The 14632-nt window shown below is 72.4% G+C and carries 12 protein-coding genes and 1 pseudogene; 7 read left to right on the plus strand and 6 right to left on the minus strand.

Features of this window, described 5'->3' with window-relative positions:
- Positions 1–28: 28 nt before the first annotated feature.
- From AC5R91_RS08430 to AC5R91_RS08440, 3 genes are all read right to left on the minus strand, one after another.
- On the minus strand, positions 29–676 hold the full coding sequence (locus tag AC5R91_RS08430) for an HD domain-containing protein (protein WP_495396593.1): 648 nt from the start codon (positions 674–676) through the stop codon (positions 29–31).
- Positions 677–843: 167 nt separating this feature from the next.
- A complete protein-coding gene (locus AC5R91_RS08435) occupies positions 844–1899 on the minus strand; it encodes an alcohol dehydrogenase catalytic domain-containing protein (RefSeq protein ID WP_495396594.1) in 1056 nt (351 codons plus the stop codon).
- Between the two features lie 116 nt (positions 1900–2015).
- On the minus strand, positions 2016–2837 hold the full coding sequence (locus tag AC5R91_RS08440; RefSeq protein WP_495396595.1) for a class I SAM-dependent methyltransferase: 822 nt from the start codon (positions 2835–2837) through the stop codon (positions 2016–2018).
- A gap of 100 nt (positions 2838–2937) precedes the next feature.
- Between AC5R91_RS08440 and AC5R91_RS08445 the strand changes: the two genes are divergently transcribed.
- A complete protein-coding gene (locus AC5R91_RS08445) occupies positions 2938–3561 on the plus strand; it encodes a TetR/AcrR family transcriptional regulator (RefSeq protein ID WP_495396596.1) in 624 nt (207 codons plus the stop codon).
- A gap of 21 nt (positions 3562–3582) precedes the next feature.
- Here AC5R91_RS08445 and AC5R91_RS08450 read toward each other — a convergent pair.
- Positions 3583–3903 (minus strand): annotated as a pseudogene (locus AC5R91_RS08450) (AAA family ATPase); the annotation flags it as partial.
- Between the two features lie 1414 nt (positions 3904–5317).
- Between AC5R91_RS08450 and AC5R91_RS08455 the strand changes: the two are divergent.
- The 5 genes from AC5R91_RS08455 to AC5R91_RS08475 all read left to right on the plus strand — a co-directional run bounded on the left by AC5R91_RS08455 (position 5318) and on the right by AC5R91_RS08475 (position 12229).
- Positions 5318–6517 (plus strand): LLM class flavin-dependent oxidoreductase, encoded by a 1200-nt coding sequence (locus AC5R91_RS08455; RefSeq protein ID WP_495396597.1) that lies wholly within the window; start codon positions 5318–5320, stop codon positions 6515–6517.
- Between the two features lie 74 nt (positions 6518–6591).
- Positions 6592–8334 carry an ABC transporter ATP-binding protein gene (locus AC5R91_RS08460; RefSeq protein ID WP_495397917.1) on the plus strand — a complete coding sequence of 581 codons (1743 nt, stop codon included), beginning with the start codon at positions 6592–6594 and terminating at the stop codon, positions 8332–8334.
- On the plus strand, positions 8327–10198 hold the full coding sequence (locus tag AC5R91_RS08465; RefSeq protein WP_495396598.1) for an ABC transporter ATP-binding protein: 1872 nt from the start codon (positions 8327–8329) through the stop codon (positions 10196–10198). The genes AC5R91_RS08460 and AC5R91_RS08465 overlap by 8 nt, the downstream gene beginning before the upstream one ends.
- Entirely contained in the window at positions 10195–11310 is a 1116-nt protein-coding gene (locus AC5R91_RS08470; protein ID WP_495396599.1) for an LLM class flavin-dependent oxidoreductase, read from the plus strand. The genes AC5R91_RS08465 and AC5R91_RS08470 overlap by 4 nt, the downstream gene beginning before the upstream one ends.
- Before the next feature lie 124 nt (positions 11311–11434).
- Positions 11435–12229, plus strand: a complete 795-nt coding sequence (locus AC5R91_RS08475) for a class I SAM-dependent methyltransferase (protein WP_495396600.1) — start codon at positions 11435–11437, stop codon at positions 12227–12229.
- 88 nt (positions 12230–12317) lie between these two features.
- On the opposite strand, the gene AC5R91_RS08480 is transcribed toward AC5R91_RS08475, so the two are convergent.
- Entirely contained in the window at positions 12318–12722 is a 405-nt protein-coding gene (locus tag AC5R91_RS08480; protein ID WP_495396601.1) for a PPOX class F420-dependent oxidoreductase, read from the minus strand.
- Positions 12723–13111: 389 nt separating this feature from the next.
- On the opposite strand from AC5R91_RS08480, the gene AC5R91_RS08485 reads away from it, so the two are divergent.
- Complete coding sequence (locus AC5R91_RS08485) at positions 13112–13672, plus strand: hypothetical protein (RefSeq protein WP_495396602.1); 561 nt, start codon at positions 13112–13114, stop codon at positions 13670–13672.
- Between the two features lie 62 nt (positions 13673–13734).
- Here the strand turns inward: AC5R91_RS08485 and AC5R91_RS08490 are convergent, their stop codons facing one another.
- Positions 13735–14091 (minus strand): group I truncated hemoglobin, encoded by a 357-nt coding sequence (locus AC5R91_RS08490; RefSeq protein WP_495396603.1) that lies wholly within the window; start codon positions 14089–14091, stop codon positions 13735–13737.
- Positions 14092–14632: the final 541 nt, after the last annotated feature.

Genomic DNA, 14632 nt, shown 5'->3' on the forward strand with positions numbered 1-14632 from the left:
CATCGGGCCGCGGGGTGCCATGGCCCAGCTATTCGGGCCAGGGGGAGTCGAGGATGGTGTCGACGAAGTCGCGGCGGCGGAAGCCGGGCAGATAGTGGGCGAGGACGTCCGCCTTGACGTTGCCGAAGGTGGTGTCCGGCCGGGGCGCGATGCCGTCGGTGAAGGCCCGCAGGATGCGGCGTTTGAAGTCCGGGCGGGGATGCAGCCTGGTGATCGCGTCCCGGTCGGCGTCGCTGATGTCGTGGTAGCCGATCCCGAGCACGTCGTACTCCACCCCGGCGGTGAGCAGGGCGACCTCGGGCTCCATGGACTGTGGGATGCCCGGGGTGGTGTGCAGCGCGATGGCCGTCCACACCCGCCGGATGCTGTCCTCGGGCATCCCGTGCCCATGCAGGAAGCGGCGCGCCTCGTCGGCACTGTCCACCTCGAAGCGCCGGCCGCTGCGGCGGAACCGCTCGTCGAGGCCGAGATCGTGGAACATCGCCGCGACGTAGAGCAGTTCGGGGTCGAAGCTCAGCCCGCGCCGGCGGCCCTGCAGGCCGGCGAAACAGTAGACCCGCCGCGAGTGGTGGTAGATCAGGTCATCGGTCGCGTCGCGCACCAGCTCGGTAGCCTGCGCGGCCAGACTCGTGTCGGGCACGGGAACGCCGGCAAGCGGCACGGTGCTGCTGGTCATGGTGACTCCCCCGGGTCGATGGCCGGACCGTTGTCGGTCGACCATCGTGGAGGTACCCGAGGCGACGGCCGCGCGAACGGCCGGGGACGCGGCCGGGGATGGGGCCGGGGATGGGGCCGACGACCGCCGGGGCATGAGCGGCGTCGGCCTGTGTCCGCCGCGCCGGGTCAGGACGTCGCGTCCGCCAGGACGATGACGGCGCGGCCGAAGATCTTGCCGGCCTCGAGGTCGTCGAACGCCTGCAGGCCGTCGTCGAAGCCGTACCGGGTGAGGTCGGCGGTGATCCGGCCGGTGCGGGCCAGCGCCACCAGGTCGTGGAGATCCTGGTGGTTCCCGCTGTAGGGGCGGGTGAGCGACGCGCCCCACGGCAGGGAGACCGACGTCTGCGAGGTCTCGAACGAGAAGACCCCGTCGCTGAGCCCCGGCACCCGCACGGCGCCGTAGGGCGCGACGACGGCGCCGGACAGCTTGAGGGTCTGGTTGTTGCCGACCAGATCCAGGACGACGTCGGCACCGTAACCACCGGTGACCGCCAGGACCTTCGCGGCGACCTCGGGATCGTCGGAGCGCAGGGCGTGGTCGACCTTCCCCCGGACGGCGGCGAGCGACGCGTCCCTGATGTCCAACGCGATGATCTGCGCCGCGGTGAGTTCCCGCAGGAGCTCGACCGCGAACTGCCCGAGGCCGCCGATCCCGATGACCACCGCCGTGGAACCGGGACGCAGCAGGTCGAGGGTGGCTCTGATGGAGTGGTAGGGCACGAGGCCCGCGTCGGCGAGCACGGCGGCGAAGGCGGGGTCCAGACCATCGGCCGGGACCAGCGCGGAGGCGTTCACGGCGACGTAGTCGGCCATTCCGCCGTTCACGGAAACCCCGGGCGTCGGGGCGGGATACAGGCGGTTCCCGGTGTTGCGGCAGGCGTTCTCCTGACCGGCGACACACATCCGGCACACGCCGCAGGACCAGACCGGGTGCACGATAACCTGGGAACCCGGCGAGAAATGCGGGAAACCGTCGGCGATGTCGACGATCTCACCGGCGATCTCGTGGCCCAGGATCGTCCCGGCGGGAATCATCTGCTCGGCCGAACCACGAATGTGAATGTCGGTCTGACACACGCCGGCGGCCGTGACCTTGACGAGGGCCTGACCAGCACCGATCGTGGGCTTCGGGACCTCGACCCGGCGGACGTCCCGCACTCCGGCAAACTGTATTGCGCGCACGCACTTCTCCCTGAGGTATTTCGGCCGCCATTTCCGACCGATCGCACGAACGCCGGAAAGAAAACGAGCCGATACACTGATTCTGGGCAGTCAGGACGACTGTACCCGCCTCGCGGCTATGTGCCGGTGCGCGCCGCGATGATCACCACGGCGGTGTAGCGCATCGGGAAGGCGCCGCCCACCGCGTCGACGGCGGCGCCGAGGCCCGCCAGCAGCCGCGTAAGCGTGGCCGGCGGGAACGTGCTGTGGCCGCCGAAGGTGGGCACCTGGTCCAGCCACTCGTCCCGGGTGTAGGACTGCTCCCGATCGAACCGCCACTGCTCCGGCTCGCCGAACCCGCCCGACCGGCGGATCCCGTCGGCGGCCCTGGCGAGCAACGTCGAGTGCCCGTCCAGGCCGGGCATCGCCCGGTGGTAGAGCGACGCGTCGGGCAGCACCCGGCGGTAGACCGCGGAGAAGGCTTCCACCAGGCCGGGCGGCGGCTGGCCCACGTTCCAGAACACGGCCAGCCGGCCACCGGGCCGCAGCACCTGCGCAGCCTTGCCCGCTCCCTCGACCGGATCCACCCAGTGCCAGGTCTGCCCCGCGATGACCGCGTCGAAGGTGCGCCCGGCGGGATCCCAGGTCTCGAACGCCGCCACCTCGGCCTCGATCCCGCTGCGCCGCGCCCACTGCGCCATCCGCGCATCCACGTCGACCCCGAGCACCCGGCAGCCGGCCGCGCGGAACTGCCGGGCGGCGATGCCGGTCCCGCAGCCGACGTCGAGGAGGTCGGGCCCGGTACTGGCCGCCACGATCCGGCCCACCAGGGCCTCGGGGTAGCGGGGGCGGGTCCGGTCGTAGCGATCGGGGTCGGCGCCGAACGACTCCGCCAGCTGCCGGTGGCGGTGCGGCTCCCGATCGGAAGGACGCGCCGACCCCGAAGGTAGAGTGGGCATACGCCCACTCTAGTGGGCGCATGCCCACTCGGCAATCACGTCGAGCCTCGCCACGAGCGGCCCATCGCAAGCAGGCCGCCGCAAGCGGGAGGATGGGACGATGCCGACCGGGGTGGCCCTGCGTGACGTGCGCGAGCAGCTCTTCGACGCGGCCGAACGCGTCCTGCTGCGCGACGGGCCGAACGCGTTGACGAGTCGGGCGGTCACCACCGAGGCGGGCTGCGCCAAGGGCGTCCTGCACCGGCACTTCGCCGACTTCGACGCCTTCCTCGCCGAACTCGTGCGCGACCGCGTCGCCCGACTCGACAGCCTGGCAGCCGACCTGCACGAACGCGCTGGGACCGGCACCGTCGCCGGCAACCTCACGGCCGCACTGGCGGACCTGTTCGGCTCGGTCGCGCTGGCGATCGTGGGCCTCGTCACCGTCCGCGACGAGCTGCGCGCCGCCCTGCGCCCAACCGGGACGGTCGGCATCCCCGTCCTGACGGAGGCCACCGCGATGGTCACCGCCTACCTCGCCGCCGAGCGCGACCTCGGCCGCCTCGCGGCGGATGCCGACACCGACACGCTCGCGCTCATGCTGATCGGCGGCGGGCACCTGCTCTTCGCCGGCCGAGACGGCACTCCCCCGGCCCCCGACGCCCTTCACAAGGTCGTGACCATGGCCCTCGCCGACGCCACCCGATTCAGTTCTCCGGTCGGGGGGACAGACGCCGGAGGATGAGCAGAAATTCTGCGCGGCGGCGGTCACGTGTGCCGGAATCGGCTGGCCGAGCAGCAGATAATAGCCGACCACGTCGGGTATGCCCCGGTCGAAGAAGACCGTCCCCGCCTGCCGGGTGGCCTCGTGGTGGGAGCGCATATCCCACGACAGCATGATCTCGGCAAACAGCAGGGAATCCGTCTCGTGGCGGGCCCGGCCGCCAATGGTGATCTGATCCTGGAGAATGCGCCTGCCGGCTTCGGGGATGCAGGGGAACCCTCGCCGCTGGAGCTCATCGACGAGGGTGGTCTTACCGGCTCCGGGGCCGCCGGTGATGACGACGAAGTCATCGGATGTGCTCACGGTGCTCGGTCTCCTCTGGCGGGTGCATACGAAGGCGGCAGGTCCCCTGGCGTGATGGCTGGGGGACCGCCGCAACAGGGAATGGGCCTGGCCGGGCCGGGGACGCTGGCGCCGCGCTGCTCGCGGGCGGTATCAGTCAGCCGGTGGAGCGCCTCGGCGGCCTCGTGGCCAGCGGGCAGCATCGCGATGTCATCGGCGACGATCAGATGCCAGGATCATAGCGGGCGGACCGGGACGCGGGCCCCGGTTCCGCGGAACACCTTGATCGCCGGCGGCGGGGCGGGATCAGGGCGCGCGATGCGGTTCCGCGGAATCTGCATGACCGTGTCACGTGCTCGTGGCGGCGGCGATCGCGGAGCGTGGCGGCGACGGGTCGGTGTTCGGGGTGGATGCGTGGGAGAGCGACCACCGTGGTCCCTGTAGCCGGTTTGGCGTCCGATATGTCCATAGCAAAGAACCACAGGACGCCGGCTCCCCGCACACCCCCGCTCCCACCCCCCTCGTTCGCCACCGTCAGTAACTAGGCGGCCGGGGCTCGGCCCAGGCTCCGGCGAACAGCCGCGCAGGCGCGGGAACCGGGACGCGGTTCCGAGGAACACCACGATCGTCGGCTTGGGCTTGGGCTTGGGCTTGGGGCCGGGGTCGGACGAGGAGCGGTTCCGCGGAACACCTTGATCGCCGACGGCGACGCCGGTGGTCGGAGGCCGGTCCGGCCACTCGTCCCGGGTGTGGACCTGCACTCGCCGGCGCCGACCGATTCGATCGATGACGAATCCCGATCGGTGCGATCGCGGATAGGCGTTGGACAGCACAACAAATTCCCATCATCCTGACAAACATGTCAGGGAATCTGGGTGGGAACGCGGGCGGGCTGGTTCCAGCGCGTGCCCCCCGCCCGGCGCGCATGACCGCCCCGGCGCGGATGCTGACCCGCCGGCGGTTCGTCGATTACGGGATCCTCGCCTCCGCCTGCTGTCGCCCCTGCTGATCGGGCCCCCTTCCGCCCCTGCCCGTCCGGCCATCCCGGGCCGTCTGCCGGCCCCGGCGTTCCTCGCCCGGTCCTGGCCCGCACGTCAGCCACGCCACCGACCTCAGCCGCCCCGCACACCTGGGCGATGTCCGACCGTGCGCTCGGCGCCGGGGCGCAGGCCCGAGCCGGCCCGGTCCCGCGAAGCACCGCCGCCCTGACCGGGCAGGCACACCGGGCCACGGCGAACCTGACTCCCAGTCGGACCCGTTCCAGCCGCTCCCTGCGGCGCGACAGCGCCTCGATCCCGCACGCGACGACCTTCCGCGTGCCCGGAAGCGATCAGACGGACGAACCACGACGCCGAACCACGACGCCGACCCGCGGGGACGACCACGCCCCGGCTCCGGCCCGACCTCGTACGACAGCTTCGAAAGGACTGGCGCAATGACCAACCCCGCCGCGATCCCCGAGACCGCGTCCCCGCAGGTGGAGTTCATCAGCCTGTCGCACCTCAACCCGTCGACCGAGCTCAACCCGGTACCCAGCCGCGGCATCGACCTGCCGTTCTTCAAGAAGTACGTGCACGCCCTCGAGGAGTCCGGCTACGACTACACCCTGCTGCCCTACGGTTCGAACAGCGCCGACTCCTTCGTCCTCGCCTCGGCCGTCGGTCAGCTCACCGAGCGCCTGCGCCCCATCGTCGCGCTGCGGCCGAACACGACGTTCCCGCTGGTGGCGGCGCAGAAGCTCGCCACCCTCGACCAGCTCACCGAGGGCCGCGCCGTCGTCCACATCATTTCCGGGGGCAACGACGCCGAGCAGGCCCGCCAGGGCGACTACCTGCCCAAGGACCGCCGCTACGCGCGCACGTCGGAGTTCATCGACCTGCTGCGCCGCGCCTGGACCGAGACCAGCCCGTTCAGCCACGAGGGCGAGTTCTACAAGTTCGACGAGTTCGGCCCCGGCTTCGCGCCGTACGGCAGCACCATCCCGATCTCGATCGGCGGGCAGTCCGACGCCGCGTTCGGCGTCGGCGGCGCCAAGGCCGACATCTTCAGCTTCTGGGGCGAGCCGCTGGCCGACCTGCGCAAGGAGATCGACCGGGTCAACGGCATCGCCGCCGCGGCCGGCCGCACCGACCGCCCGCGCATCTGGGTGACCTTCCGCCCGATCATCGCCCGGACGGACGAGCTGGCCTGGCGCAAGGCGTTCGACTACGCCGCCCGGATCGAGCAGACCTTCAACGCCGGCCCGGCCCGCGCCTTCCTCAAGGGCGCCCCGCAGAACGTCGGCTCCCAGCGCGCCCTGACGTTCGCCGCGAAGTCCGAGGTCTACGACCGCGCGCTGTGGACCCGCACCGCGGCCGCGACCGGCGGGCTGGGCGCGTCGACCGCGCTGGTGGGCAGCCCGGAGACCGTCGCCGCCGCGATCCTCGACTACGTCGACCAGGGCGCGAGCCTGGTGTCGATCCGCGGCTACGACACCCTCGCGGACGCCGTCGACTACGGCCGCCACGTCCTGCCGCTGGTCCGCCAGGAGATCGCGCACCGAGCGGCCACCGGGCAGCGCGGCGCCCTCCAGGCCGCCCACCCCGGCGCCCTTGCCCCCGGCTTCGACGCCGCCGCCCTCGCCGGCGCCCACTGAGGGTGACGGGGGGACGCGACGGGCGGGAGCGGGTCCGCGGCGGGGACGGGACCTTCTGGGCGGGACTGCGCACGATGCTCGACGGCTCGTTCGCCCATCCGGGGGCGGCCCTGGTCGGCACCGTCGCCGGCGTCGTCAACGGGGTCGCCATGGTCCTGTCCGCCGCCGCGATCGGCTGGGCCACCGATCATCTGATCGTCCCCGCCCTCGCCGGCGGCCACGTCGGCCGGGCCACCTGGTGGCTGGCCGCGGGCGCGATCCTCGGCGTCTCCACGCTGCGGTGGACGACGATCATCGCCCGGGGCATCGCGACCGGCCACGTCCAGTACGGCTCGCAGGCCCGCATCCGCCGCGTCGTCGTCCGCCGCTACCTCGAGCTGGACCTGGCCTGGCACCGCCAGCACGCGCCCGGACGGCTGCTGTCGACCGCCGTGTCCGACGTGGACGCCCTGTGGTTCCCGATGGTCTTCTGGTTCTTCGCGTTCGGCATGGTCGTCATGCTCGCCGTCGCGCTTGTCCAGATGTTCGGACACGACCCGGCCCTCGGGCTCGTCGGGGTCGCCCTCGTCGGATCCGTCCTGGGCCTGAACCTGCTCTACCAGCGCCTGCTCGCCGCCCGCGCGCGGGCCGTGCAGGACAGCCGCGGCGAGTTCGCCGCCCTCGCCCTGGAGAGCATCGAGGGCGCGCAGGTCGTGCGGACACTGGGTCTCGCCCACCGCGAACGCGCCCGCGTCGGGGCCGCGGCGGATCGACTGCGGCGCACCACCACCTCGATGGGCAACGTCGGCTCGGTGTTCGACCCGGTCCTGGAGCAGTTGCCGAGCGTCGCGATCCTCGCCGTCCTCGCCGTCGGAGCGCGCCAGGTCGACAGCGGCAAGCTCAGCGTCGGCGTCCTCGTCGAGGTCGTCTACCTGCTGCTCACCATCTCCATCCCGCTCAGTGTCATCAGCCGCTTCCTCGCCATGCTGCCCATCTCGGCGGCCGGCCGGTCCCGCATCGCCGCCGTCCTCGACTCCGACGAGACCACCGCCTACGGGACGCGCACCCTGGCCGGCGCGGGCGCCCTGGGGCTGCGGGCGCGCGGCGTCGGGCACGTCCAGGGCGGGCGGCACCTGCTTGCCGACATCGACCTGGAGGTCCGGCCCGGCGAGATCGTCGCCGTGGTGGGTGCGACCGGCTCGGGCAAGTCCACCCTGCTGGACCTGCTCGGTCGCCAGGTCGACCCCGCCGAGGGCGCCGTCGAGATCGGTGGGGTCCACGCCCCCGACCTCGCCCGCGGGGAGATCCGCGCGCACCTCGCCGTCGTGTCGCAGACCCCGTGGATGGCCGGCGGCAGCATCCGCGAGAACCTGCGGCTCGACGGCCACCCCCGCGAGCGGCGCCCCTACACCGACGCCGAACTCTGGCAGGCACTGGCCGCCGCCGGAGCCGACGCCCTGGTACGCAACCTGCCGGACGGCCTCGACACGCGGGTCGGCGAGCGCGGCACGCGGCTGTCCGGCGGCCAGCGCCAACGGCTGTGCCTGGCGCGCGCCCTGCTGCGCGCGCCCCGCGCCATCCTGCTCGACGACGCCACCTCGGCCCTCGACCCGGCCGTCGAGCGCGAGGTGCTCGCCGCCGTGGCGAGCCTGCGCGGGCGCACCACCGTGCTCATCGTGGGCGGACGCCCCAGCTCGGTCCTGATCGCCGACCGGGTCGCGTTCCTGCGTGCGGGCCGGCTCGTCGCCGTGGGAACCCACGCCGAGCTGCTCGACGCCGAACCCGACTACCGGCGGATCCTCCAGGCGTACGGGACGGCGGACACCGTCCATGGCTGACCGGGGCCTGGCCGAGCTGAGCTCCGTCGGGGCGCGCGAGCTCGGCCGGCTGATTCGCGCGACAACCCCGGCGATGGCCGCCGGCCTACCGCTGACCGTCCTGCTGGCGTTCGTCGCGGGCGGCGGACGCATCGTGACCCCGCTGACCGTCCAGTACGCCCTCGACCACGGCCTGCTCGACTCCCGCGGCGACGGCGGCGCCGCGGACGTCGTCGGGCGCGCCGTGTTCGTCGGCGCCGCGGCCACCGTCGCCGCCGTGCTCGCCTCCTGCTGGCTCAACCGGCGGGTCTACCACCGCACGGAGGCTGCCCTCGCCGAGCTGCGCACGCAGGGCATCGCCCGCATCCACGAGATCGCCCCCGAGACGTTCGCGCGCCTGGCCGGCGCCGACCTCGTCACCCGTCTCACCAGCGACATCGAGGCGGTCACGACCTTCGTGCAGAACGGTGGCGTCGCGCTGCTCGTCAACATCACCCAGATGATCATCGCCGGCGTCCTGGTCGCGACCTACTCCTGGCAGCTCGCGCTGCCGGTGCTGGTGCTGGCGGCGCTGCTGTTCGTCGTCATGCGCCGCCTGCAGGCGGTCGTCGCCCGCCGCTACGCCGCCGTGCGCGGGAGCGTGTCGGTGCTGCAGTCCACCGTCGGCGAGGCCGTCACCGGCATCGCCGTCATCCGCTCCACCGGCACCGAGCGGCGCACCCGCACCGCCGTCGACGACGCCGTGGCGGGCACGGCGTCGGCTCAGCGCCACACCCTCGTGCCCCTGCATGTCAACACCGCCCTCGGCGAGGTCGCCATCTCGGCGATGACCGCGTTCGTGGTCGTCGCCGGGACCCGCTGGTCGACCGCGCACACCCGGTGGGAACCGGCGCTGCACCTGTCGGCCGGCGAGCTGGTCGCGATGCTGCTGCTCGTCAGCGTCTTCGTCCGGCCCCTGCAGGCCCTCGTGCAGACACTCGGGGAGATCCAGAACGCCGTCGTGGGCTGGCGGCGCGCGCTGGAGATCCTCGCGACACCGTCGGGCGTGGTCACCGGCGCCGAGTCGCGCGAGCTGCCCGCCGGGCCGATCGGGGTCGAGCTGGCCGACGTCGCCGCCGCGTACGGGGCGGGCCCGCTGGTCGTGGAGCACCTCACCGTCGCCATCTCCCCCGGCGAGCACGTCGCCGTGGTCGGCGAGACCGGGTCCGGCAAGAGCACCCTCGCCAAGCTGCTGACCCGCCAGATCCCGGCGAGCCGCGGCCAGGTCCTGCTCGGTGGCGTCCCGGTCGGCCGGGTGTCGGAGGCGTCGTTCCAGCGTCGCGTCGCGATCGTCCCGCAGGACCCGTTCCTGTTCGACGCCACCATCGCCGAGAACATCGGCGTCGGGCTGCGCGGCGACTCCGGCGTGGTCGACGTCTCCGGTGTGGTCGACGAGGTCGTCTCCTCGCTCGGCCTGCGTCCGTGGCTCGACACGCTGCCGGACGGCCTGGACACCCGCGTCGGGGTCCGGGGGGAGCGCCTGTCGGCCGGCGAGCGGCAGCTCGTCGCCCTCGCCCGCACCGCGCTCGTCGACCCCGACCTGCTCGTACTCGACGAGGCGACCAGCGGCGTGGACCCAGCCACCGACGTCCGGATCCAGCGCGCGCTCGCCGCGCTCACGGTCGAGCGCACCACCGTCTCGATCGCCCACCGCATGGTGACGGCCGAACACGCCGACCGCGTCCTCGTCCTCGACCACGGGCGCCTGGTCCAGAGCGGACGCCACGCCGACCTCGTCCGGGTCCCCGGCCGCTACGCCGAGCTGCACGCCGCGTGGGTCGAGCACACCTCCGCCGGTGCCGAACCCCACCAGATCTTTCACCGGCCGAAGGAGAGCACACCATGACAGCCCCCGCGACCGCGACCGTCACCGCCGCCGCCGCCGTCACCGCCGCCGCCGGCTCGGCGGACACACCCACGCCACGCCGGCTCCGGCTCGGCTTCAACGCGCGGATCGCCTTCCCGACCGGGCAGGCCGGCGCCGCGCTGCGCGACGGCATCGAGCTGTTCCGCGTCGCCGAGCAGCTCGGCTACGACGCCGGATGGGTCTACCAGCGCCACTTCGACAACTACCTGGCCTCGCCGCTGGTGTTCCACGCGGCCGTCGCGCAGCACACCGAGCGCATCGGCCTCGGCACGGCCATCATCGGCGTCCGCTACGAGGATCCCGTGCTGCTGGCCGAGGCCGCCGGCACGGCCGACCTGCTCAGCGGCGGGCGGCTGCAGCTCGGCCTCGGGACCGGCCAGGGCGGCTTCGACGCCGTCTTCGGCCAGGCGCCGAACGACGGGCGCGCGCAGTCCCAGGACCGGCTCGCGGCGTTCCTGCGTGCCGTGCGCGGCGAGCGGGTCGGCGAGATCACCGACCCGGAAGGGCTGCTCCCCGTGGGCACCGAGCTGTTCGTCCGCCCGACGAGCCCGACCCTGCCCGAGCGGATCTGGTACGGCGGCGGTTCGGTCGCCTCCGCCGAACGGGTCGGCCGGCAGGGCCTGCGGCTGCTGTTGAGCACCATCCTCAGCGGGCAGATCGACGACTACGGCGCGGAGCTCGCCCGGGCCATCGAGGCCTACCGCGGCGCCCACCCCGGGACGTCGCCGTCGCGCGTCGCCGTCGCGCGCTCCGTGCTGCCCGCCACCTCGCCGCAGCTCGCCCGCGTCTATGCGGCCTACGACGCCGAGCGGCGCTCCCAGGGGCCCGCCGCCTCCCGGCCGGCGGGGGCGCTGGCGCCCGTCGCGGCCCCCACCGCCCGGTTCACGATGAGCCCGGTGCACCACGGCGACCCGGCCGCCGTCGTCGACGAGCTGCTCGCGGATCCGAGCGTCCCGCTCGCCGACGAGCTCATCGCGTTCCTGCCGCCCGCGTTCGGGCTGCGGGAGAACCTGCGGCTGCTCGAGGACCTCGCCGAGACCGTCGCCCCCCACCTGGGCTGGACGCCGGCCACCCCCGCCACGGCCGGCTGACCGTCGTCGGCAGGGCTGGGAGCCTGCCGCGGCTCGCCGGGTGGACCGACCCCACCGGCCGGGAGATCCGCGGCGATCCCCCGGCCGGCCCGCGGCCCATTCCGGTCGTCCTAACCTCGTCCACATGACCAGCCCAGACCGCGAACGGCTGCGGGCCACCTTCACCGAGGACGCCGAGCTCTACGATCGGGCACGGCCCGGATATCCAACCCGGATGTTCGACGATCTCGCCGCGATGGTCGGGCTCGGGCCGGGATGCCGCGTGCTGGAGATCGGCTGCGGGACCGGGAAGGCCACGGTGCCGATCGCGGGGCTCGGATGTCGGATCGTGGCGGTCGAGCTGGGTCCGGAGATGGCCGCGGTGGCCCGCCGCAATCTCGCCGGTTACCGGGACGTGCAGGTCCTCGATGCCGTGTTCGAGGACTGGCCGCTGCCGCGGGAGCCGTTCGACGTGGTGCTCGCCGCGACCGCGTTCCACTGGATCGACCCGGCCGTGCGGGTCGAGAAGGCGGCGGCGGCGCTGCGTCCCGGCGGCGCCCTGGCCACCGTCGCGACCAACCACATAGCCGGTGGCACCGAGCGGTTCTTCGCCGAGGTGCAGAACTGCTACGAGCGCTTCGATCCGACGACCCCGCCGAATCTCCGGCTGCGGGCCGCGCACGAGATCGCCGAGGACGACGAGGAAATCATTCGGTCCGGCCGTTTCGACGAGGCCGTCTTCCGTCGTTACGAGTGGGAGCTGCCCTACACGAGCGCGGAGTACCTCGACGTCCTGCGCACCTATTCGGGACATCGCGCCCTGGAACCCACCGCCCGGCGTGGGCTTCTGCGCTGTATCGCCGACCTGATCGAGCGTGCCTACGGGGGCAGCGTCACCAAGCGCTATCTCACGGAGTTGCGGGTGGCGCGCCGGACGTGACCCCGCGCGGCAGCCGGACGAGCGGAGGATCGGACCGAGTGGAGGAGCGGAGGATCGGCCGCCGGCGGAGGGTCTGCGGGCTGCTCGCTCAGCCGAGGACGACGACGCGCCGCGGATGCAGCACGGCGGTGGTCCGCTCGGAGTCCAGGGCGCTGAACCGGGCGAAGTCGACGTTGTACCGGTCGGTGATGCGGTGCAGGACGGTCTTGTCCGGGTCGGGCACGAGCTCGACGTCGGCGCGGATCTCCAGGGTGCGTCCCGAGTTGGCGGGGTCGACCAGGAACAGGGTGGCCACCGGGTTGCGGCGCAGGTTCACCAGCTTCCGCCGGGTACTGATCATCGATACCTTGACCGTGGGTCCGTCGGGCAGGTACCAGACCGCGGTCGCCTGCGGCCGGCCGTCGGCGGCGATCGTGACGAAGACGGCGGTCAGGGGAGAGTCGAGCAGGTCGCGGTGGGAGGCCGGAAACTCGGCCGTCTCGGGTGTGCTCACCCCTGTATGCCTACCCGCTCGGCCCGTCACGCGTGACGCCGGGGGCCCGGCACGGCCCGGCGGCGCCCGCACCACCTGAACAGCGACAGGCCCGAAGCCCTGGTGATCGAGCTCCCCGATGTCGATTCCCGCGATGCGGCCATCCCGGCAGGAAGTCGCCGGGCGGAGTGATGCCGAATGCGGGCATGATCCGCGAAAAGTTTATCGGGCACAGGTCTGCCGTCTTGCACCCATGGTGAAGTGTCCCGACGGTCGGTGAACCCGGTCGAATCCGGTCGACACAACCGGCGACGCCACAGAAATGTGTGATTTGCCAGGTGTCCGCGGCCCCACTAAACTGGCATCAAAGCTCGATAGTGGGCGTCCGGACGAGGAATGAGGCAGCCCTGATGGCGCGCGAGGTAATTTCACTCATAAACGTGTGGTGCGACAACGCCGGCCGCCACGCCAAGGACAAGGTTGCGGCGACGCAGACCGCGGCTCTGGCGTATGACGGAAGACTGGTCAGGCTGGATCTGTGCGACGAATGCCGCGACGAGGTGGCGTCCGTGCTCGGCGAGTACGCGGAATACGGTGAGACCGTCGACGTCGCCCGCAACTCCAAGATCGATACGGCGTGGACGGCGGTGGAGCAGAACGACGCGATCACGACGCCCGAGGTCCGGGGCGAGGCGAGCCGGCCGGCGCCCGCCCGGGTCAAGGTCCGTCGCCCCCACCAGAGCACGTCCGTCAGCGAGGTCCGCGCGTGGCTGCGGGACCACGCCGACGAGCATGGGCTGACCGTGCCGGAGCGAGGGCCACGGCTGTCGAGCGAGCTCAAGGCCGCCTACGACCGGGGGCACGGCTGGGACCAGGTCGACGGGGCCTGGCGCCCGGCGCCGCCCGCGGCCGACACAGAACCCGCGGCCGGCGGGGAACCCGCGGGCACCGAGCACCCCGGCCGGGACTGACCGGGGGTGGTTTCTCCGCCCGGTCCGCCCACAGCACCCTCTGTTCCGCCCTGGACCGGCCGCTACGAGGCAGTGACGATCTCGGAACGCAGCGGGCCGAGAACCGCGGCGATCTCGCCGGCGGCCTCGGCCGGGACGCCGGCGCTGGCGAAGGCCGCGAGCAGATGGCCCACCACCCCGTCGAACTGGGCGTCGGCGACCCCGAGGGAGGCGTGGATCTGGGCCATCTCCCCGCCCTGGTAGATCTCGGGACCGCCGAGCGCCGCGCCGATGAAGTCCCGCTGGTTTGCCTTGAGGCTGGCCAGGTCCCGACCCTCGAAAAACCGGACGAGGTCCGGGTCGGCCAACACCCGGACGTAGAACCCGTCGACCGCGGCTTTCACGGCCTTCGCGCCACCAATATCCTGGTAGATACTCATCAGAGATCTCTCTTTCGCAGGATGGCCCGATCCGAGATCGGTGACCATGTTTTGCCGCATGGCTGCGCCGCTTATCCGACGGGTTCACTGAACCTCAGGAGAATCCCTCGGCCCAAGGGCCGGAAGGTCACTCGGCGAAGAAGGACGGCAGGCCGAAACGGGCCGCCCGGCTCCTTCCACCGGTTCGTCGGAAGACGCTTCGCCTGCTGGCCGGTGGCGGCGGCCGACGATCGAAGGGTCAGTCCAGGACGGGGTTGACCGTGAGTCGTCGGGCTGTCGCCCACTGTCGGCCCCAGTCGTACATCGCCTGGAGTACCGGCGCGCGGGATCGGCGCTCCGCAGTGAATACACCCTGCGGATACGTTGGGATTCCCTCGAAGGACACTTGGAAGGATTCCGGGAAAGCGAGCTGTTCCAGGCATTCTTCGCCCAGATCGGACCCGACGTCGAAGCTATCGAGGAGATGCATCACTACCAGCCGACCACCGTTGCGGGAGAACGGCGATCCCCCGCTCATCGCAGGGAACCCGATCACTGCAGG

The sequence above is a fragment of the Frankia sp. BMG5.60 genome, from assembly GCF_059428125.1.